The organism is Streptomyces sp. SudanB5_2050, assembly GCF_964272335.1.
Classification (GTDB): domain Bacteria; phylum Actinomycetota; class Actinomycetes; order Streptomycetales; family Streptomycetaceae; genus Streptomyces; species Streptomyces rochei.
Genome location: NZ_OZ186760.1, coordinates 4,655,995 through 4,675,306 on the forward strand (window position 1 = coordinate 4,655,995; position 19,312 = coordinate 4,675,306).

A 19,312-nucleotide genomic window follows, 5' to 3' on the forward strand; every position below is an offset into this window, starting at 1 on the left:
CATCGAGACCGAGAGAAGACTGAAGCCTTATGGCTACCACTTCACTTGACCTGGCCAAGGTCCGCAACATCGGGATCATGGCCCACATCGACGCGGGCAAGACGACCACCACCGAGCGGATCCTGTTCTACACGGGTGTGTCGTACAAGATCGGTGAGGTCCACGACGGCGCCGCCACGATGGACTGGATGGAGCAGGAGCAGGAGCGTGGCATCACGATCACGTCCGCTGCCACCACCTGCCACTGGCCGCTCGAGAACGACGACTACACGATCAACATCATCGACACCCCGGGGCACGTCGACTTCACCGTCGAGGTGGAGCGTTCCCTGCGTGTGCTCGACGGTGCCGTGACCGTGTTCGACGGTGTCGCCGGTGTGGAGCCGCAGTCCGAGACGGTGTGGCGTCAGGCCGACCGTTACGGCGTGCCCCGCATCTGCTTCGTCAACAAGCTGGACCGCACCGGCGCCGAGTTCCACCGCTGCGTGGACATGATCTCGGACCGCCTGGGTGCCCAGCCGCTGGTGATGCAGCTCCCGATCGGCGCCGAGGCCGACTTCCAGGGCGTCGTGGACCTCGTCCGCATGAAGGCGCTCGTGTGGTCCGCCGACGCGGCCAAGGGCGAGATGTACGACACCGTCGACATCCCGGCCACGCACACCGAGGCCGCCGAGGAGTGGCGCGGCAAGCTGGTCGAGGCCGTCGCGGAGAACGACGAAGAGATCATGGAGCTGTTCCTGGAGGGCCAGGAGCCCACCGAGGAGCAGCTGTACGCCGCGATCCGTCGTATCACCATCGCCTCCGGCAAGTCCGACGACACCACCGTCACCCCGGTGTTCTGCGGCACCGCGTTCAAGAACAAGGGCGTCCAGCCCCTGCTCGACGCGGTCGTGCGCTACCTGCCGACCCCGCTCGACGTCGAGGCCATCGAGGGCCAGGACGTCAAGGACCCCGAGGTCGTCATCAAGCGCAAGCCGTCCGAGGACGAGCCGCTGGCCGCGCTGGCGTTCAAGATCATGAGCGACCCGCACCTCGGCAAGCTCACCTTCGTCCGGGTCTACTCGGGCCGCCTGGAGTCCGGCACCGCGGTGCTGAACTCCGTCAAGGGCAAGAAGGAGCGCATCGGCAAGATCTACCGCATGCACGCCAACAAGCGTGAGGAGATCGAGTCGGTGGGCGCCGGCGACATCGTCGCCGTCATGGGCCTGAAGCAGACCACCACCGGTGAGACGCTGTCCGACGAGAAGAACCCGGTGATCCTGGAGTCCATGGACTTCCCGGCGCCGGTCATCGAGGTCGCGATCGAGCCCAAGTCCAAGGGCGACCAGGAGAAGCTGGGTGTCGCCATCCAGCGTCTCGCGGAGGAGGACCCCTCCTTCCAGGTGCACACCAACGAGGAGACCGGCCAGACCGTCATCGGCGGTATGGGCGAGCTTCACCTCGAGGTGCTGGTCGACCGGATGAAGCGCGAGTTCAAGGTCGAGGCCAACGTCGGCAAGCCGCAGGTCGCGTACCGTGAGACGATCCGCAAGACCGTCGAGCGCGTGGACTACACCCACAAGAAGCAGACCGGTGGTACCGGTCAGTTCGCCAAGGTGCAGATCGCGATCGAGCCGATCGAGGGCGGCGACGCCTCGTACGAGTTCGTGAACAAGGTGACCGGTGGCCGCATCCCGAAGGAGTACATCCCTTCGGTGGACGCCGGTGCCCAGGAGGCCATGCAGTTCGGCATCCTGGCCGGCTACGAGATGACGGGCGTCCGCGTCACGCTCATCGACGGTGGCTACCACGAGGTCGACTCCTCCGAGCTCGCCTTCAAGATCGCCGGTTCGCAGGCCTTCAAGGAGGCCGCGCGCAAGGCTTCGCCCGTGCTCCTGGAGCCGATGATGGCCGTCGAGGTCACCACGCCCGAGGACTACATGGGTGAGGTCATCGGCGACATCAACTCCCGCCGTGGCCAGATCCAGGCCATGGAGGAGCGTGCGGGCGCCCGCGTCGTCAAGGGCCTCGTGCCCCTGTCGGAGATGTTCGGCTACGTCGGCGACCTCCGCAGCAAGACGTCGGGTCGCGCAAGCTACTCGATGCAGTTCGACTCCTACGCCGAGGTTCCCCGGAACGTCGCCGAGGAGATCATCGCGAAGGCCAAGGGCGAGTAACGGGCTACTCCGTTTAACGGACCCCGTTCTCACGCTTTAGGCTTGACCCCGGAGCCTGCATGGGGCATTCCGTCGTGAACCCGGCGGAATGCCCCCGGCACCCGGGCTTTCCAGCAAAGATCACCTGGCGCCGATGAGTAAGGCGTACAGAACCACTCCACAGGAGGACCCCAGTGGCGAAGGCGAAGTTCGAGCGGACTAAGCCGCACGTCAACATCGGCACCATCGGTCACATCGACCACGGTAAGACGACCCTCACGGCCGCCATTACCAAGGTGCTGCACGACGCGTACCCCGACCTGAACGAGGCCTCGGCCTTCGACCAGATCGACAAGGCTCCCGAGGAGCGCCAGCGCGGTATCACCATCTCCATCGCGCACGTCGAGTACCAGACGGAGACGCGTCACTACGCCCACGTCGACTGCCCCGGTCACGCGGACTACATCAAGAACATGATCACGGGTGCGGCGCAGATGGACGGCGCCATCCTCGTGGTCGCCGCCACCGACGGCCCGATGCCGCAGACCAAGGAGCACGTGCTCCTGGCCCGCCAGGTCGGCGTTCCGTACATCGTCGTCGCCCTGAACAAGGCCGACATGGTGGACGACGAGGAGATCCTGGAGCTCGTCGAGCTCGAGGTGCGTGAGCTCCTCTCCGAGTACGAGTTCCCGGGCGACGACGTTCCGGTCGTCAAGGTCTCCGCTCTGAAGGCCCTCGAGGGCGACAAGGAGTGGGGCAACTCGGTCCTCGAGCTCATGAAGGCCGTGGACGAGGCCATCCCGGAGCCCGAGCGCGACGTCGACAAGCCGTTCCTGATGCCGATCGAGGACGTCTTCACCATCACCGGTCGCGGTACGGTCGTCACCGGCCGCATCGAGCGTGGTGTCCTCAAGGTCAACGAGACCGTCGACATCATCGGCATCAAGCAGGAGAAGACCACCACCACGGTCACCGGCATCGAGATGTTCCGGAAGCTCCTCGACGAGGGCCAGGCCGGTGAGAACGTCGGTCTGCTCCTCCGCGGCATCAAGCGCGAGGACGTCGAGCGCGGCCAGGTCATCATCAAGCCGGGCTCGGTCACCCCGCACACCGAGTTCGAGGCCCAGGCCTACATCCTGTCCAAGGACGAGGGTGGCCGCCACACGCCGTTCTTCAACAACTACCGTCCGCAGTTCTACTTCCGTACGACGGACGTGACCGGCGTCGTGACCCTCCCCGAGGGCACCGAGATGGTCATGCCGGGTGACAACACCGAGATGAAGGTGGAGCTCATCCAGCCCGTCGCCATGGAAGAGGGCCTGAAGTTCGCCATCCGCGAGGGTGGCCGGACGGTCGGCGCCGGCCAGGTCACCAAGATCAACAAGTAAGTTCCGCTTGCTTGTCGGTCACCTGACCTGACATGGGCTGATGCCTGAGGAGGGGCCCGCACGACTTCGGTCGTGCGGGCCCCTTCCGCATGCCCGGGGACGCCGCGCTCGGGTGGCTCGGGCGTCAGCTGCGGGCCGTCACGGCCTCGTCGGTGGCTGAGGTGTTCGGGCCCGAAGGGGACTGAGGCGTCGTGGGGGAGTGGAGGGTCACTTGCGTGATCCTGGCTGGTCCACCGCGCGGGGGCGTAGGGACAGGGTCGTTGTCAGCAGGGATGTGGTCACCGTCAGTGCTGCGCAGGTGACGATGATGCCGGTGAGGGCCGTCCACGGTACGTCGGGGGTGGTGGGGACGGAGAGCAGGCGCAGGGCCCAGCCCAGGCCGGCGAGTTCGAGGCCGGCCACGACCAGTCCGAGTACCGCCCCGACCACGACCACCGTCAGCGACTCCGCGCCGATCAGCCGCAGGATCTGCGCCCTGGTGGCGCCCGCCAGCCGCAGCGCCGCCAGGTCGCGCACCCGGTCGGAGGCGGCCATCACCGTGGTGTTGACCAGGGAGATCCCGGTGTAGAGCAGGGCGATGCCGAGGACCAGGAGGATGCCCGCCCGGCTCGTGGGCGTGGTCCCGGGGTGCGTGGACGCCAGCCACGCGTCCCGGTCCGACACCTGACCGCCGGCCGGTCCCGCCGCCGCGCGCAGCGCCTCGGCCACCGCACCGGCGTCCGCGCCCACCGCCACGGTGACGTCCACCCGGTCGACCGGCGCGCCCGGCGCGTTGGCGGAGGTGACGTAGACGCCGTTGTCGCCGGTGCCGGTGGCCATGACGGCGGCGATGCGCAGCGTCCGCTCCGTGCCGTCGCCGAGCCACACGCGTACGCGCTCGCCGACGGAGTGCCGCTCCCACTCCTCGTTGACGATGATCGAGCCGTCGTCGAGGCCGGACGCCTTGCCCGCCGTGAGCGGCAACCGGGTGGTGGCCGCGAGGGCGGCGGGGTCGGTGACGGCGCGGGCGTCGGACCGGATGAGCGCCACGCCCTCCTCCAGGACGTACACGGCGGTGGAGGAGGACGGGGCGACGGCCGCCGTCCCCGGCACCGCGCGCAGCCGGTCCACGGTCCGCGCGTCGAAGCCGCCCTCGTCCGCCGCCGTGATCACGAAGTCGGAGGCGGTCCGCTCACGGGTCTCGGCGGCGCCGGCCTCGTTCAGTGTCGCGGTGGCGCCGAGGAGGGAGCCCGCGAGGGCGACCGTCACCAGGACCGGTGCCGCCACGGCCGCCGTGCGGCGGGTCCCGGCGGCGGCGTTCTCCCGCACCAGCAGGCCCGCCGCGCCGGGGAGCCGGGCCGGCAGCCAGGTCAGCATCCGGGTCAGGGGACGCACCGCGACGGGGGCGAGCAGCGCCGCCGCGCTGATCAGCAGCATCGGACGGCTCACGTACGTCTTGCGGTGCAGGAGGTCTCCGGGGTCGCCGGCCAGGGCGACGGCGAGCGTCACCAGCGCGGTCAGCAGCAGGCCCCCGCCGCACAGCCACCGCCCTGGGGTCATGGCCCGTGTTTCCACGGACGCCTCGCGCAGCGCCTGCGTCGGGGCGGTCCGCCCTGCCCGCCAGGAGGCCGCGACCACGCCGGCCAGGGCGACGCACAGGCCCGTCCAGAAGGCCAGGTGGTACGGCCAGGTGTGGGCGCCGATGGTGAACCAGGCCGGTGCCAGGCCCTCGTCGACGACCCACGCCGCCAGGTGCGGGGCGCCGTACGCGCCGAGCAGGCACCCGGCCGCGGAGGCGAGCACGCCCACCACCAGCCCTTCGGCCAGTACGGTCCGGCGCACCTGCCCGGGGGTCGCCCCGGCGGTGCGCAGCAGCCCGAACTCCCGCCGCCGCTGGGCCACCGCGAAGGCGAAGGTGGACGCCACGACGAACACCGACACGAAGGCGGAGACGCCACCGGCCGTGCCGAACAGGGCGTTCATCGCGGTCAGCGCCTCGCCGTCCCGCTCGGGGTCGGCATCGGCGTACCGGCGGTCGTCGCCGGTGAGCACCCGCACGCCCGTGGTGCCGCGCACCGCGTCCCGTACCGCCGACGCGTCCGCGTCGACCGCGAGTTGGACGCTGACGGGGGAGAGCCGGGCGGCCTCGGTGTCGGCGTAGAAGACGGCGTTCTCGAAGCCCCGGTCGGGCACGGTGCCCACGACCCGCACGACACCCCGGTCCGTGCGCACCCGTTGGCCGGGCGCGGCCCAGTCGCCGCTGACGACGACCTCGCCGGCGGCGCGCGGCGCCCGGCCCGCGTCGATCCGGTACGGGGCGAAGGCCGCGGTCGACCACGGGTGGCCCACCAGATCGGCGGGACCGCCCTCGGCGCGGACCGCGAAGGAACGGTCCTCCACCACCCGTCCGAGGCGCCTCAGCCCGGCGACCGTCGCGGCGGGCACGGCGCGCGGACGGGCGAGCCGCTCCGTGCGGTCGCCGACCGGTGTCGGCACCCGCAGCGCGTCCTGTCCCCGGACCACGACCGGCGCGGCGGCGAACCGCTCCGGCACCCGGTCCGGCGCGTCCCGCGAGGAGGCGAGCGCCAGCCCGGTCGCCGCGAGCAGCGCGACCCCCAGGGACAGGGCGACGAAGCTGCCGGTGAAGGTGGCCCAGCGGGTGCGCAGGGTCTGCAGGGTGACGGTCAGCACGGGGCGGCCTCCAGCCGGGTCACCCGGGTGGCGATGGCGTCGGCGCCGGCGCCGGTCAGCTCGCCGGCCGGCCGTCCGTCGACGAGGAAGACCACACGGTCGGCGCAGGAGGCGGCCACCGGGTCGTGCGTGACCATGACGACCGTCTGGCCCTCGCCGTCGACCATGGAGCGCAGCAGGGCCAGCACCTCCCGGCCGGTCCGCGTGTCGAGGGCGCCGGTCGGTTCGTCGCCGAACAGGACCTCGGGGCGGGTGATCAGGGCGCGGGCCAGGGCGACGCGTTGCTGCTGGCCGCCCGACAGCTCGGTGGGCCGGTGTCCCGCGCGGTCGGCCAGGCCGACCCGGGCCAGCGCCTCGCGCACCCGGGACCGGGAGGGGCGGCGGCCGGCCAGGCGCAGGGGGAGCGCCACGTTCTGCGCTGCGGTCAGGGACGGCAGCAGGTTGAACGCCTGGAAGACGAAGCCGACGCGCTCGCGGCGCAGCAGGGTCAGCCGCCGTTCGCTGAGCCCCGTCAGCTCCGTGCCGCCGACGACGACCGACCCCGAGGTGGGCCGGTCCAGGCCGGCGGCGCACTGGAGCAGCGTCGACTTGCCCGAGCCGGAGGGGCCCATGACGGCGGTGAAGGTGCCCCGCGGGAAGTCCAGGGAGACGCCGTCCAGGGCGGTGACGGCGCTGTCGCCCGCGCCGTACCGCCTGCTGACGGAGCGCAGTCGGATCGCGTGGCTCGTGTGGTCGGTCATCTGTCCCCACTCGTCGGGCACCGGTCCGCCCGGTGTCGTGATCGGTGCCCTCACGAAACCGCGCGGGGCCGCCCCGGCGCAGTGCGGCAGGGGCGAGAACGGGGGTAGGGCAGGCCCTACCCCCGTTCCTCCGCCCAGGCCGATGGCCGCGCCGCGCACCGGAGTCCTACGGTGATCGCCATGCATCCCCGAAACGTGTGGCAGGCCATGTCCGCCCCCGGCTTCCTGCGGTCGGCGTGGCCCTGGCGCGCGGTCGCCTACCTGCTGACCGGCGCGGTCGCCGGGGCGGTGACGCTGGTGGGGCTTGTGGTCGCGGTCACCGTCGGGGCGGTGCTCTCCGTCGTCGTGGTGGGACTTCCGCTCCTGCTGTTCACCGCCCTCGCGGGCCTGCCGGTGGCCCGGCTGGAAAGGCTCCGGCTGCGCCTGGCCGACCGCGCCCCCGCACCCGACCGGCCCCGGCGGCAGCCCACCGCCTACGGCCCCTGGCCCTGGCTCACCACCCGGCTGCGCGAGCCCGCGACCTGGCGGGACCTGGGCCACGCCCTGCTGCTGGCCTTCGTGCTCTGGCCGCTGGACGCCCTCCTCGTCACCGCCGCCCTCGCCTTCCCGCTGGCCACCGCCGCCACGCCCCTGGTGATGGCCACGGCCGGGGGCGGCGAGGAGGCCAAGGTCCTCAAGCTGTGGACGGTCACCACCTGGCCGACGGCTTTCGGCGTGGCGGTCCTCGGGCTGCTGCTGCTCGCCGCGGGCGCCTACGCGCTGGCCCTGGCGGCGGGCGCCCGCGCCGCCCTCGCCCGCGTGCTGCTGGGCACCGGGCGCGAGCCGGACCTGGACGCCCGCGTCGTCGAACTCACCCGTTCCCGCGTCCGGTTGGTGGACGCCTTCGAGGCCGAGCGCCGCCGCATCGAACGCGACCTGCACGACGGCGCCCAGCAGCGCCTGGTGTCGCTGACGATGACCCTGGGCCTGGCCCGCCTCGACGCGCCGCCCGGCCCGCTCGCCGACCAGCTGGCCAAGGCCCACGGGGAGGCGGGCCGGGCCTTGGAGGAGCTGCGCGAGCTGATCCACGGCATCCACCCCAAGGTGCTCGCCGACCACGGTCTGGCGGCGGCGGTGGAGGACGCCGCCGACCGTTCCGCCGTCCCCGTGGACGTGCGCCTGGAGCTGCCCGGTCGGCTGCCCCAGGCCGTAGAGGCCGCCGCCTACTTCGTGGTCTGCGAGGCCCTCGCCAACGTCGCCAGGCACAGCGGCGCCGACCGCGCCGAGGTGACCGGCGGGCACCGCGACGGACGGCTGCGCCTGGAGATCCGCGACGACGGCCGGGGCGGTGCCGAGGCCGGTACCGGCACGCGGGCTCGTGGGGGCAGCGGCCTGACCGGGCTCGCCGACCGGGTGTCGGTGCTGGATGGCAGAATCTCGCTGTCCAGCCCACCGGGCGGCCCGACCCTGTTGCGCGTGGAGATTCCTTGCGAGTGGACCGAACGCTTCGCGTAGTGCTGGCCGAGGACAGCGTCCTGCTGCGGGACGGTCTCACGGGTCTGCTCGCCCGCTTCGGCCACGAGGTCGTGGCGTCCGTGGGCGACGCGGAGGCGCTGGTCGCGGCCGTCGCGGAGCACGCCCCGGACGTCGTCGTCACCGATGTGCGGATGCCGCCCGGCTTCCAGGACGAGGGTCTGCGCGCCGCGGTGGGGCTGCGGGAGCGGAGCCCCGGTCTGCCGGTGCTCGTCCTCAGCCAGTACGTGCAGCGTTCCTACGCCGCCGAGTTGCTGGACTCAGGCGACGGCACGGGCGTCGGCTACCTGCTCAAGGACCGCGTCGGCCAGGTCGAGGAGTTCGTCGAGGCGCTGGCCGAGGTGGCGGACGGCGGCACGGTCGTCGACCCGGAGGTGGTACGCCAGTTGCTGCGCCGCCGCCGGGACCCCCTGGAGCGGCTCAGTCCGCGCGAGCGGGAGGTGCTGGCGCTGGTCGCGGAGGGGAAGTCCAACGGGGCCGTCGCCCGCCAGCTCGTCGTCTCCGAGGCGGCCGTGGGCAAGCACATCGGCAGCATCTTCACCAAGCTCGACCTGCCCCCGGCGGACGACACGCACCGCAGGGTGCTGGCGGTCCTGGCCTTCCTGCGGGCGTGACGCGTCCGTCCGCGCGTACGGGAGCACCGCTCGCGGCGAGGCCGCCCGCGCCCGACCGCGGCATGCGGACGACGTGAGCGGGCCCGGGCGCTCTCCCTTCGCGCGCCCGGGCCCGTCCCCGTCGTCCCCGTGGGCCGTACCCCCCGCGGGCCGTCCCAGGGGCCGTCCCCCGTGGGTCATTCAGCCGTTCACACGCGCTGCCACAGCGCCGGAACGTTCGGCGGCTCCCAGCCCGCGTGGGCCTGGTGGCCCTGGAGGCAGCGGTAGGTGGCGCCGCCGTAGGTCACGGTGTCGCCCGGCTGGTAGACGGTGCCGGCCGCCCAGGTGCCGCCCTCGCCGGGCGGCGGCTCCTCGCCGCCGTCACCGGTCGTCTTCAGGGTGAGGCCGTAGGTCTGCAGCAGCGGGTTGATCGGCTGGAAGAACGTCGTGCCGCCGCTGCGGCAGTCACCGGAGCCGCCCGAGGTGACGCCCTGCGCCTGGCTGCCGGAGATGTACGAACCGCCCGAGTCGCCGGGCTCGGCGCACACCGTGGTGCGGGTGACGCCGCTGATCGTGCCCTCGGGGTAGGTCACGCTGGTGTTGTGCTGCTGGACGGTGCCGCAGTGCCAGCCGGTGGTGGAACCGGAGCGGCACACGGAGGCGCCGACCGGGGCCTGGGTGGACCCGGTGACCTGGACGTTCTGACCGCCGGCGCCGCTGACGTACGGGGTGGCCCGCCAGTTGGAGTTCACCGCCACCCATGCCATGTCCCGGCCCGGGAAGGTCGAGCCCTGGAAGGTGCCCTGCGCCACGCGGTTGTACCCGGTGGTGCTCGCCCCGGTGCGCCCGCAGTGGCCGGCCGTGGCGAAGCCCTCCTGGCTGCCCTTGGTGACGGGGAAGCCGATCGAGCAGCGCCCGCTGTTGTTGATGTAGTACGCCTCACCACCGCGCAGGTCGTACAGCGGGCGCGGCTTCTCGGCCGCCTTCTCGACGCGCGCGGCTGAGGCGTCGACCCCGGCCGCGGCGACCAGGGCACGGGCGACGGAGGGCCGCACGGCCTGCACGGTGACCGTGTTCGTCCGTACGTCGACGTACCGGACGGCCGCGTCGGCGGCGTCCGCGCCCCGCTCGGCGGCGGCCCGGTCGATGCGGGCCTTGGCCGCGTCGAGGTCGGCGAGCGAGTGCCGTACGACCTGCGCCACGGCGCCCTGGGCCTCGATCGCCGCGACGTCGGCCGCGTCGGTCGTCGCCACCGTCAGCGTGCCGGACTCGGCGCCCCGCACCCACGCGCCCGCGAAGTCGGCGCCCAGCGCGGCGCGGAGCCGGCCCGCGACGGCACCCGCGTCGGCCTCGTTGACGAGCCGGCGCTCGGCCTGCCGCCGGTCGAGGCCGAGGTCGCGCTCCATGGCCCGGAGCAGGGCGGGCGGCGCGGCGTCGGTGCGCAGGGTCTCGGCCGCGGTGGAGGCGGAGTCGGCGGGTGCCGTCCCGGCGCTCGCGGAGCCGCTGAGCCCGGCCACGAGCAGGGCGGCCGTCGCCGCGGCGGCGGCCGCCACGGCTCTGGTGTGTCGGTGACGGTGGGGCATGGGGGATCTCCTCGGTTTCGGTGGGGAGGTGCCGAAACCGTAGGGAGGGCCGGCCGGGCGCCGTAAGACGTCGGTCGGCCCTCCCCCCGGCGTTATGGGAGGCGTGCGGGGGTGTCAGGGCACCCGGTGCGCGGCCATCCACTCGGTGTAGCTGTCGCTGCTCGCCGCCACCCCCGCGTGCGCCATGCGGGCCTGTGCCAGCACCGTCTCGGCGGTGTCCGGCCGACCGGTCAGCGCGTGCCAGCCCAGCAGGTGCCGCCAGGCCAGTGGCGTCCCGGTCAGCGGCCGGGTGGCGATGCCGGGCGTGGTCGGGAAGGTCGCCCGGCACAGCCCCACCGCCCGCCCCACCTGCACGAGGTGCACCAGTGAGGCGGTGTCCGTCTCGTACATGCGGCGCGGTGTGAACCCGGCGCGGGCGCAGGCGGCGGTGAAGCAGTCGCCGAAGCAGCCGTCGCCGGGCACGCAGGCCCACTCCTCTCCCGCCAGCTCCGTCAGGTCCACCTCCGCCCGCCGGGCGACCGGGTGGACCTCGGGCACCATCACGAACACCGGATCGACGGCGACCTCCCGCCACACCAGCCCCGCCGCGCCCGGCGGCTCGGCGGATCCGCACGTCCCGGCCAGCGCGAAGTCCAGTCTCCCGTCCGCCAGTTGCTCGGCCAGCTCACGCTCCGACCACGAGGTGCAGGTCGTCATCCGGGCGTCCGGCGCCACGTCCGCCAGCCGGTCCACCAGGGCGCCCAGCAAGGGCCCGTGGGTCCCGCCCAGCCGCAGGTGCCGCGCCGTACGCGGTGCCCGCGCGAACCGTGCCGCCTCCTGCTGCAGCTCGGTCACCGCGGGCAGCACGATCCTGCTCCGTTCCAGCACCAGTTCCCCGAGCGCGGTCGCCCGCACCCCGTGCCGTCCCCGCTCGAACAGCGCCCCGCCCAGGGCCCGTTCGATCCGCTTGAGCTGTGCGCTCAACGCGGGCTGCGCTAGGCCGAGCACCGTCGCCGCCCTGGTGAGGCTGCCGGCGTCGGCGATGGCCCGGACCGTCTTGAGATGCCGCAACTCCAGCTCCATACGGGGAGCTTGCGTCGGGGGAGGGCCAGGGGCAAGAGGTTGGTCCGGACCTGTGACGGTCAGGCCGCGCGAGGCTTCAGAAGCCCAGGTGGGTGATCTGCACGACGTAGACGCGTTGCCCAGCTCAAGCGTGAACAGCCTTCATCGCTTCGTCCAGTACGGCACTCAGCTCTCGCAGCGCCTCCCGGGCAACGTCCGCGTCCTCGTGTTCCAGGTTGTTCTTGGCATGGGCGTGTCGGGCGGCGAGGTCGGGACGTCGCGCGATCTCGATGTCGCGGGCCCAGGTCAGCACCCAGCTCCGCACGGGGCTGAGCGACTGCCACTCCACGGCCTTGGCGAAGGCTTCGTCCTTGGTCCGCTGCATCTCCGGAAGGCGCTTCGGGTCGACGGCGGCGAGCGCGGCCCGCAAAGCGTCCGGCGTCTGCTCGGGGCGGGGGACCAACCCGTGCCCGTGATCGGCCTGTGTGCTCATGGAGACCTCCCGGGAGTGCACTGGCCAGGGTAGCCGTCCGGGGCGGTCGGGGTACTGAGACGCGAACATCGTGAGGTGTTTCTCCTGGTCAGCGAGGAGGAGAGGGGGGTATCAGGCGGGGACGCACCCGCCCGGGCCCGTCGTCGGACGGCAGTCGCGGCACAGGCCCGGCTCCGGGGCGCGGAAGCCGCGGTCGCAGCCGTCGCAGTTGTGGAGCGGGAGCCTGACAGGAGGTGGCGGGGCCGGGGCGCGGAAGGGCGCCGGGGGCGGGAGCCGGTCGGACAGGCGGTGGGCCAGGAGCGCGGCCGGGCGGCGCAGGGGCTCGTCCGGCAGGTCGGCGGTCAGGACGCGGCGTACGGCGGAGGGGAGGACGTCCCGTTCCAGCCAGGCGGCGACGCCGGGCGCCAGGTGGGCGGTGTCGGCGGCGGAGAGCAGCAGCCGGGAGTCGTGTCGGCGCAGGTCGGTCAGGAGGTCGACGGCCGTCCGCAGCAGGCCGGGGAGCGTGCAGTCGGGCTGCGGGACGGCGGGCAGCGCCTTGCGCGGACGCGGCTCACGGGGCCGGGAGGGGCGGTCCGTCGCCGCCGGTCGTGCGGGCCGGCGGTCGGGGCACCCGGTGTCGGCCGCCTCACGGAGGGGTGCCTTCGGCGGGTTGCCCGGCCGGTTGGCCGGTCGGCTGCCCGGCTGGTTGCAGGAGATCGTGCGGGTGATGATGCGGCCGGTGGGCGTGCGCACCCGTTCGCGGCGCAGGTAGCCGTGGGCCTCCAGCTCGCGCAGGGCGGCGGCGATACGGGTCGGGCCCTCGGGGAAGCGGGCGGTGAGCGACTTGATGTCGGCGCCCGCGCCCGTGGGCAGCGACTGGAGGTGGCAGCCGAGGCCGATCGCGAGGAGCGACAGCTCCTTGTGCTGGACCAGATGGTTGCCGATCACCACGAAGCGGGTGGTGTGGCGGGTGTTCTCGTGGACGATGCCGCCGCCGTGGTGACGCGTACGGGTCGGGTTGGCGGCAGAGGCTGACCGGGCGCGCGAGGGCGCGCTAGGGTTTTGGGTATCCATCGGGAAGCTGCGTTCTTCCTTGGTGGTCAGGCCCTCGCACTGGGATTGCCGTCCCGGCGGGGGCCGATGTCTTTCTTCGGTTGTGTGCGCTGAGCGTAGGGGAGCCGGGGGCACGGAAATCCAGCCGAGGCGGTGATGTTCACCCGCGTGAGTGATCGCCGGCCTCGGGCGGAGGGGTGGGGCTCGGTGGGGTGCTTTCTCCCCGGGTTCTTGTGTGGAAGGGCACCGGAGCCACCGGAACCTCAGATCGTGGGTCCCGGTGGCGCGCACCGCAGTTCCGCCCACACCGTCTTGCGCGGGAAGCGTCCCTCGGTCACGCCCCAGCGGTGCGCCAGCGCCTCGACGAGCAGCAGGCCCCGGCCGTGTTCGGCGTCGGGGGCGGGTGTCTGCGGGCGGGGGAGGGCTTCACCTCGGGTGTCGGTGACCTCGATGCGGAGGGTCGTGCCGACGACGTAGAGCGTGAGCCGGAAATCGCGGCCGGGGACGCGTCCGTGGGCCGCCGCGTTGCTCGCCAGCTCGGCGATGAGCTGACGAGCGGGGTCCAGGGGGAGGCCCCACGCGCGGAGCTGTTCCGTCGCCAGCAGGCGGGCGAGCCGGGCGCCGCGCGGAGTGGGGGAGAGCTGCACGCTGAAGTTGCGCAGGCAGGCGGGGAGTTCGGCGGATTTCTGGTTCACGTCACTCAGCGTGGCGGCGTGTGCGTACCGTGAGAAGTGACTCAGCGGGTACGTACGGTGACTGTCCGGATGTTGTCCGGCGGTGTCGGTGCTGTCGGGAGGGGCCCGGGGGTAAGGCGCTGGGGCGACGGTGGGAGTGCGACGAAGGGGCGCGGGATGACGGTCGAGACGGACGAGCCGGGGTGGGAGGTCGACCCCGACGACGAGTGGGGCGTCGCGGTCATCGCCACGGTGGGGCGGCAGTTGAAGCTCCGGCGCGAGGCGGTGGGCATGCGGGCGGCCGACTTCGGCGTGGCGGTCGGGTACGGGGAGGACCTCGTCTACAAGGTCGAGGGAGGCAAGCGGATTCCCCGGCAGGAGTATCTGGACAGGGCCGACGAGGTGCTGGGCGCGGGCGGACTCATCGCGGCGACCTGGGAGGACGCGAAGAAGGTCCGGTACCCGAAGAAGGTGCGGGAGCTGGGGAAGCTGGAGGCGAAGGCGGTCGAGATCGGCATCTATGAGTGCAACAGCGTGCATGGGCTGCTGCAGACACAGGACCACGCGCGCGCACTGATGGAGGCGGCTCAGCCGCCGTACTCCTCAAGTGACGTGGAGCGCATGGTGGCCGCCCGCGTGGCTCGCCAGACAGTGCTGGAACGTGATCCGGCCCCATCGATCCACTTCGTGCTGGAAGAGGCGCCGTTGCGTCGGCCGGTTGGCGGCACAATGGTCTGGCAGCGCCAGCTCGAACGTCTGCTGGAGGTGGGGAGGTTGAACCACGTCACACTTCAGGTGATGCCGACCCACACCGATGCCCATCCAGGGGTGGACGGCAAGATCGAGCTTCTGAAGTTCCCGGACGGCACGGCAGTCGGGCGGTCCGATGGCGCGTTCAACGGGCGGCCGATCACCGAGCCGAAAGACCTGCGCATCCTTGAGCTGCGATATGGCACCATCCGGGCGCAGGCTCTCCCGCCGAGAGCGTCGCTCGCCTTCATCGAACAACTGCTGGGAGAGACATGATTCGCAAGGCTTCCACCACGGACGCCTCGGAACTGGCGTGGTTCAAGAGCAGCTACAGCAGCGGCACGGACGGCAACTCCTGCGTCGAGATCGCGACGACCCCCGGCACCGTTCACGTCCGCGACTCCAAGCACGTGGAAGGCGGCCCCCGCCTGGCCGTCACCCCGACCGCGTGGGCGAGCTTCCTCCCGTACGCCTCGGAGAACTGACCACCTCCTGCGTCCCCACCACCCCCAGCAACTCCAGCAGCCCCGCGCTCTCCGTCCCCACGGCCGGTGTGAACCAGAGCAACCGCTGCCGTCCGTCCTCGCTGAAGAGGTTGAGGCAGTTGACCTCGATGAGACCGATCGTGGGGTGGACGATCCGCTTGCGGTCGTCCCGTCGGAAGGCCACGTCGTGGTCGGCCCACAGCGCGGCGAACTCGGGGGAGACGGCGAGCAGCGTGCGGATCATCGACCCGGCCTCGGGGTCCTTCGCGTCCCTCCGTGCCGCCGCGGCCCGCAGGTCGGCGACGAAGGCGCGGGACTGGCCCTCGTGGTCGGCCTCGGGGTACAGGAGCCGCGTGTCGGGCTCGGTGAACCACCGGTGGACGAAGCTGGCCCGCGGCCCCCGGAACCCGGTCTGGTCTCCGACCAGCGCGACGGCCAGCGGATTCTGCACCAGCGTGACGTGCAGGTCGGTGATCACCTGCGCCGGGGTCGAGGGCATCCGCCCGAGCAGGTCGAGCATGCCCGGGTGCACGTGCGAGGCGGCCCCGCCCTGCACGGGCACCGGACGGTCCGCGAGCCGGTACAGGTAGTCCCGCTCGTCGGCGGAGAGCCGCAGCGCCCTCGCCAGCGCGGCGATCATCTGCTCGGAGGGCTGCGATCCGGCCCCGCGCTCCAGCTCGTTGTAGTAGTCCACCGACGCGCCCGCGAGCTGGGCGACCTCCTCGCGGCGCAGCCCCGGGACCCGGCGGCGCGGCCCGGCCGGGAGCCCGACGTCGGCCGGGCGGATGCGCTCCCGCCGCGACCGCAGGAACGCTCCCAGCTCGGCGTACTTCACAGCGCTCATGCCGTCCATTGTGTGCCGGGCGGGGGCCGTGACCCAGGGGATGGCATCCCCTGGTTGCGCAGGGCGGCCGGGCGCATCGTGGACGCATGACCACGCACCAGAACACACCCGACACACCCGCGCCGGCGGACCCGCGCGTCGCCGTCGTCACCGGTGGATCACGCGGCATCGGCCGCGCCGTCTCGGAGAAGCTCGCCCGGGACGGCCTGGCCGTCGTCGTGAACTACGCCCGCGACGCCGCGTCGGCCGAGGAGACCGTGGCGGCGATCACCGGGGCCGGCGGCCGGGCGGTCGCCGTACCGGCGGACGTGGCGGAGGAGAAGGAGGTCGCCGCCCTGTTCGACCGGGCGGAGGCGGAGTACGGCGGCGTCGACGTCGTCGTGAACTCGGCCGGGCGCATGGCCCTGTCCCCGATCGCCGACCTGGACCTGGACGCCCTGGACGCCATGCACCGCACCAACATCCGGGGGACCTTCGTGGTCGCCCGGGAGGCGGCCCGGCGGCTGCGCACCGGCGGCTCCTTCGTGGGCTTCTCGACCTCCGTCGTCGGCACGCAGTTCCCGACCTACGGGGCGTACGCGGCGAGCAAGGGAGCGGTGGAGGCGATGACCCTGATCCTCGCCCGGGAGCTGCGCGGACGGGACATCACCGTGAACACGGTCGCCCCCGGCCCCACGGCCACGGACCTGTTCCTCACCGGCAAGACCGAGGAAGAGATCGACCGGCTCGCCAAGACGCCGCCCCTGGAACGGCTGGGCACCCCCGAGGACATCGCCGAGGTGGTCGCCTTTCTGAGCGGCCCCGCCGGACACTGGGTGAACGGCCAGATCCTGCGCGCCAACGGAGGGATGATCTGAGATGCCCTTCGCCCACTTCAAGGTCCCCGAGGGCACGCTCACCCCGGAGGACAAGCGGAAGATCGTCGAACGCACCACCGACCTCTACGCCGAGATCTACGGGGAGCGCGCCCGCCCCACCACCGTCGTCCTCGTCGACGAGATCCCCGACGGCGGCTGGGGTGTCGCCGGGAACGTCCTGACGGCCGCGATGCTCAACGGCGACGGCTGACGGAGCCGCCCGGGTCGCCCGGGACGCCCGGGTGACCTTCGTCTCATACATCATGAAAACCCCCGATATACGAAAGCGCGGTCTCACATAGTGGTCGCGCGGGGCACCGAGTGCTGGCCAGGACGTTTACATGGGCGTAACACTGAAGTGTCCCGCGCGCGGCAACGGCGCCGAGCGCCCACCACCGGACCGACCGGATCCAGGCCCCACCCCTCCTCCGGGGGCATCGCCGGTCTCCGGTGTCAGCCGTGCCAGAAAGGGCCCCCGTGACGACGCGTAGCGAGACCAGGACCGCGCTCGACCACCTGCTCACCGAGATCGAACACCGCAATCCGGCCCAGCCCGAGTTCCACCAGGCCGCCCACGAGGTCCTGGAAACGCTCGCGCCGGTGATCGCGGCCCGCCCCGAGTACGCGGAGCCGGGCCTCATCGAGCGGCTGGTCGAGCCCGAGCGCCAGGTCATCTTCCGGGTGCCGTGGCAGGACGACCAGGGCCGCGTCCACGTCAACCGGGGCTTCCGGGTGGAGTTCAACAGCGCGCTGGGCCCGTACAAGGGCGGTCTGCGCTTCCACCCGTCCGTGAACCTGGGCGTCATCAAGTTCCTGGGCTTCGAGCAGATCTTCAAGAACGCCCTGACCGGCCTCGGCATCGGCGGCGGCAAGGGCGGCAGCGACTTCGACCCGCACGGGCGCAGCGACGCGGAGGTCATGCGGTTCTGCCAGTCCTTCATGACGGAGCTGTACCGGCACATCGGCGAGCACACCGACGTCCCGGCCGGTGACATCGGCGTCGGCGGCCGGGAGATCGGCTACCTCTTCGGCCAGTACCGCCGCATCACCAACCGCTGGGAGGCCGGCGTCCTCACCGGCAAGGGCCAGGGCTGGGGCGGCTCGCTGATCCGCCCCGAGGCGACGGGCTACGGCAACGTCCTCTTCGCGGCGGCGATGCTGCGCGAGCGCGGTGAGGACCTGGAGGGCCAGACCGCGGTCGTCTCGGGCTCCGGCAACGTGGCGATCTACACCATCGAGAAGCTGGCCGCCCTCGGCGCCAACGCCGTCACCTGCTCGGACTCCTCGGGCTACGTCGTCGACGAGAAGGGCATCGACCTCGACCTGCTCAAGCAGATCAAGGAGGTCGAGCGCGGTCGGGTCGACGCGTACGCGGAGCGCCGGGGCGCCTCGGCCCGCTTCGTGCCCGGCGGCCGCGTCTGGGACGTCCCGGCCGACATCGCCCTCCCCTCCGCCACGCAGAACGAACTCGACGAGAACGACGCCGCCACCCTGATCCGCAACGGCGTCAAGGCGGTCTCCGAGGGCGCCAACATGCCGGCGACCCCCGAGGCCGTCCACCTGCTCCAGAAGGCCGGCGTCGCCTTCGGCCCCGGCAAGGCGGCCAACGCGGGCGGTGTCGCGGTCAGCGCCCTGGAGATGGCGCAGAACCACGCCCGTACCTCCTGGTCGGCGGCGCGCGTCGAGGAGGAGCTGACGCACATCATGAACGACATCCACACCACCTGCCACGAGACCGCCGAGCGCTACGACGCCCCCGGCGACTACGTCACCGGCGCGAACATCGCGGGCTTCGAGCGCGTGGCGGACGCGATGCTGGCGCAGGGTGTCATCTGACGAATCCGTCGAATTCCGGGACCCGAAATCTGCAGCCGCGAGGTGAGGATTTCACGGAACGGGCGGACAGTTTCCCTGCCGCCCGCACCGGAGTGTAATTACGGAGCATGCACGGGCCGCCGCAACGTGCTACTGTCGATATCAGTTGCAGTTGTGGTTCCCGAAGTTTTTTGACACCGGTCTTTCTTTTCCGGTCGGGGTAATCATCGCGGCGACACGGCGTCCGTAAAGTGCGGGCGCCGATGCACTGCCCCGAAGGAGAGCAAGACATGGCTACTGGCACCGTGAAGTGGTTCAACGCGGAAAAGGGCTTCGGCTTCATCGAGCAGGACGGTGGCGGCGCCGATGTGTTCGCCCACTACTCGAACATCGCCGCCCAGGGCTTCCGCGAGCTGCTCGAAGGCCAGAAGGTGAGCTTCGACATCGCGCAGGGCCAGAAGGGCCCGACGGCCGAGAACATCGTCGTCGCCTGATTTTCCGGCGTGCCTCCGGGCGCGCCTCGCAGCTGGGGCCCGCATCCTTCGGGGTGCGGGCCCCAGCTGTATTCATGTTCCGTGGTGAATCCCACTGCGGAGCGACAGCGCGGAATCCATTGACTCGTGAAGAGGGATTCCCGTTCCATTCGGTTCGTTCTTGCGTTTCCCCCTGCGCTCCTGCTGCGGGAATTCCTTGATACGTG

Annotated in this window: 18 protein-coding genes; 10 read left to right on the forward strand and 8 right to left on the reverse strand. The window is 72.1% G+C overall.

Annotated features, from left to right (window positions below; all coding sequences use genetic code 11):
* Positions 1-29 precede the first annotated feature (29 nt).
* A complete protein-coding gene (gene fusA, locus ACFZP7_RS20815) occupies positions 30-2,156 on the forward strand; it encodes an elongation factor G (protein ID WP_019329673.1) in 2,127 nt (708 codons plus the stop codon).
* Positions 2,157-2,329: 173 nt separating this feature from the next.
* Positions 2,330-3,523 (forward strand): elongation factor Tu, encoded by a 1,194-nt coding sequence (gene tuf, locus ACFZP7_RS20820; protein WP_019329672.1) that lies wholly within the window; start codon positions 2,330-2,332, stop codon positions 3,521-3,523.
* Between the two features lie 207 nt (positions 3,524-3,730).
* On the opposite strand, the gene ACFZP7_RS20825 is transcribed toward tuf, so the two are convergent.
* Positions 3,731-6,193 (reverse strand): FtsX-like permease family protein, encoded by a 2,463-nt coding sequence (locus ACFZP7_RS20825; protein WP_385635179.1) that lies wholly within the window; start codon positions 6,191-6,193, stop codon positions 3,731-3,733.
* A complete protein-coding gene (locus ACFZP7_RS20830) occupies positions 6,187-6,933 on the reverse strand; it encodes an ABC transporter ATP-binding protein (RefSeq protein WP_019329668.1) in 747 nt (248 codons plus the stop codon). Before ACFZP7_RS20830 ends, ACFZP7_RS20825 begins: the two co-directional genes overlap by 7 nt.
* Before the next feature lie 180 nt (positions 6,934-7,113).
* On the opposite strand from ACFZP7_RS20830, the gene ACFZP7_RS20835 reads away from it, so the two are divergent.
* Complete coding sequence (locus ACFZP7_RS20835) at positions 7,114-8,427, forward strand: sensor histidine kinase (RefSeq protein WP_385635181.1); 1,314 nt, start codon at positions 7,114-7,116, stop codon at positions 8,425-8,427.
* Complete coding sequence (locus ACFZP7_RS20840; RefSeq protein ID WP_385635183.1) at positions 8,427-9,059, forward strand: response regulator; 633 nt, start codon at positions 8,427-8,429, stop codon at positions 9,057-9,059. Before ACFZP7_RS20835 ends, ACFZP7_RS20840 begins: the two co-directional genes overlap by 1 nt.
* Positions 9,060-9,247: 188 nt before the next feature.
* Here the strand turns inward: ACFZP7_RS20840 and ACFZP7_RS20845 are convergent, their stop codons facing one another.
* The 5 genes from ACFZP7_RS20845 to ACFZP7_RS20865 all read right to left on the reverse strand — a co-directional run bounded on the left by ACFZP7_RS20845 (position 9,248) and on the right by ACFZP7_RS20865 (position 13,882).
* The gene (locus tag ACFZP7_RS20845) at positions 9,248-10,621 is read right to left on the reverse strand and encodes a carbohydrate-binding protein (RefSeq protein WP_385635185.1); all 1,374 of its coding nucleotides are present in this window, start codon (positions 10,619-10,621) and stop codon (positions 9,248-9,250) included.
* A gap of 114 nt (positions 10,622-10,735) precedes the next feature.
* Positions 10,736-11,683 (reverse strand): LysR family transcriptional regulator, encoded by a 948-nt coding sequence (locus tag ACFZP7_RS20850; protein ID WP_019329664.1) that lies wholly within the window; start codon positions 11,681-11,683, stop codon positions 10,736-10,738.
* 124 nt (positions 11,684-11,807) lie between these two features.
* Complete coding sequence (locus tag ACFZP7_RS20855; RefSeq protein ID WP_029394273.1) at positions 11,808-12,155, reverse strand: hypothetical protein; 348 nt, start codon at positions 12,153-12,155, stop codon at positions 11,808-11,810.
* Positions 12,156-12,266: 111 nt separating this feature from the next.
* A complete protein-coding gene (locus ACFZP7_RS20860; protein ID WP_385635187.1) occupies positions 12,267-13,208 on the reverse strand; it encodes a helix-turn-helix domain-containing protein in 942 nt (313 codons plus the stop codon).
* Between the two features lie 242 nt (positions 13,209-13,450).
* Positions 13,451-13,882: an ATP-binding protein gene (locus ACFZP7_RS20865; RefSeq protein WP_355518379.1), complete on the reverse strand. Its 432-nt coding sequence runs from the start codon at positions 13,880-13,882 to the stop codon at positions 13,451-13,453.
* A gap of 156 nt (positions 13,883-14,038) precedes the next feature.
* Between ACFZP7_RS20865 and ACFZP7_RS20870 the strand changes: the two genes are divergently transcribed.
* Together ACFZP7_RS20870 and ACFZP7_RS20875 are read left to right on the forward strand one after the other, a co-directional pair.
* Entirely contained in the window at positions 14,039-14,887 is an 849-nt protein-coding gene (locus ACFZP7_RS20870; protein WP_385635189.1) for a helix-turn-helix domain-containing protein, read from the forward strand.
* Positions 14,884-15,096: a DUF397 domain-containing protein gene (locus ACFZP7_RS20875; protein ID WP_385635191.1), complete on the forward strand. Its 213-nt coding sequence runs from the start codon at positions 14,884-14,886 to the stop codon at positions 15,094-15,096. The genes ACFZP7_RS20870 and ACFZP7_RS20875 overlap by 4 nt, the downstream gene beginning before the upstream one ends.
* On the opposite strand, the gene ACFZP7_RS20880 is transcribed toward ACFZP7_RS20875, so the two are convergent.
* Positions 15,047-15,949, reverse strand: a complete 903-nt coding sequence (locus ACFZP7_RS20880; protein WP_175438056.1) for a helix-turn-helix transcriptional regulator — start codon at positions 15,947-15,949, stop codon at positions 15,047-15,049. The genes ACFZP7_RS20875 and ACFZP7_RS20880 overlap by 50 nt on opposite strands.
* A gap of 77 nt (positions 15,950-16,026) precedes the next feature.
* Here ACFZP7_RS20880 and ACFZP7_RS20885 point away from each other — a divergent pair, with 77 nt between their 5' ends.
* The 4 genes from ACFZP7_RS20885 to ACFZP7_RS20900 all read left to right on the forward strand — a co-directional run bounded on the left by ACFZP7_RS20885 (position 16,027) and on the right by ACFZP7_RS20900 (position 19,106).
* Positions 16,027-16,797 carry an SDR family oxidoreductase gene (locus ACFZP7_RS20885; protein WP_046249094.1) on the forward strand — a complete coding sequence of 257 codons (771 nt, stop codon included), beginning with the start codon at positions 16,027-16,029 and terminating at the stop codon, positions 16,795-16,797.
* Between the two features lies 1 nt (position 16,798).
* The gene (locus tag ACFZP7_RS20890) at positions 16,799-17,008 is read left to right on the forward strand and encodes a 4-oxalocrotonate tautomerase family protein (protein ID WP_019329655.1); all 210 of its coding nucleotides are present in this window, start codon (positions 16,799-16,801) and stop codon (positions 17,006-17,008) included.
* A gap of 266 nt (positions 17,009-17,274) precedes the next feature.
* Positions 17,275-18,633 (forward strand): NADP-specific glutamate dehydrogenase, encoded by a 1,359-nt coding sequence (gene gdhA, locus ACFZP7_RS20895; protein WP_030970253.1) that lies wholly within the window; start codon positions 17,275-17,277, stop codon positions 18,631-18,633.
* A 269-nt stretch (positions 18,634-18,902) separates the two neighbouring features.
* The gene (locus tag ACFZP7_RS20900) at positions 18,903-19,106 is read left to right on the forward strand and encodes a cold-shock protein (protein WP_019329653.1); all 204 of its coding nucleotides are present in this window, start codon (positions 18,903-18,905) and stop codon (positions 19,104-19,106) included.
* Positions 19,107-19,312: the final 206 nt, after the last annotated feature.

What these genes read in the sequence shown, in the direction of transcription:
- fusA (WP_019329673.1), top strand. Translation starts at nt 30, where the DNA reads ATGGCTACCACTTCACTTGACCTGGCCAAGGTCCGCAACATCGGGATC.
- ACFZP7_RS20830 (WP_019329668.1), bottom strand. Translation starts at nt 6,933, where the DNA reads ATGACCGACCACACGAGCCACGCGATCCGACTGCGCTCCGTCAGCAGG.
- ACFZP7_RS20835 (WP_385635181.1), top strand. Translation starts at nt 7,114, where the DNA reads ATGCATCCCCGAAACGTGTGGCAGGCCATGTCCGCCCCCGGCTTCCTG.
- ACFZP7_RS20845 (WP_385635185.1), bottom strand. Translation starts at nt 10,621, where the DNA reads ATGCCCCACCGTCACCGACACACCAGAGCCGTGGCGGCCGCCGCCGCG.
- ACFZP7_RS20850 (WP_019329664.1), bottom strand. Translation starts at nt 11,683, where the DNA reads ATGGAGCTGGAGTTGCGGCATCTCAAGACGGTCCGGGCCATCGCCGAC.
- ACFZP7_RS20855 (WP_029394273.1), bottom strand. Translation starts at nt 12,155, where the DNA reads ATGAGCACACAGGCCGATCACGGGCACGGGTTGGTCCCCCGCCCCGAG.
- ACFZP7_RS20860 (WP_385635187.1), bottom strand. Translation starts at nt 13,208, where the DNA reads ATGGATACCCAAAACCCTAGCGCGCCCTCGCGCGCCCGGTCAGCCTCT.
- ACFZP7_RS20870 (WP_385635189.1), top strand. Translation starts at nt 14,039, where the DNA reads ATGACGGTCGAGACGGACGAGCCGGGGTGGGAGGTCGACCCCGACGAC.
- ACFZP7_RS20875 (WP_385635191.1), top strand. Translation starts at nt 14,884, where the DNA reads ATGATTCGCAAGGCTTCCACCACGGACGCCTCGGAACTGGCGTGGTTC.
- ACFZP7_RS20880 (WP_175438056.1), bottom strand. Translation starts at nt 15,949, where the DNA reads ATGGACGGCATGAGCGCTGTGAAGTACGCCGAGCTGGGAGCGTTCCTG.
- ACFZP7_RS20885 (WP_046249094.1), top strand. Translation starts at nt 16,027, where the DNA reads ATGACCACGCACCAGAACACACCCGACACACCCGCGCCGGCGGACCCG.
- ACFZP7_RS20890 (WP_019329655.1), top strand. Translation starts at nt 16,799, where the DNA reads ATGCCCTTCGCCCACTTCAAGGTCCCCGAGGGCACGCTCACCCCGGAG.
- ACFZP7_RS20900 (WP_019329653.1), top strand. Translation starts at nt 18,903, where the DNA reads ATGGCTACTGGCACCGTGAAGTGGTTCAACGCGGAAAAGGGCTTCGGC.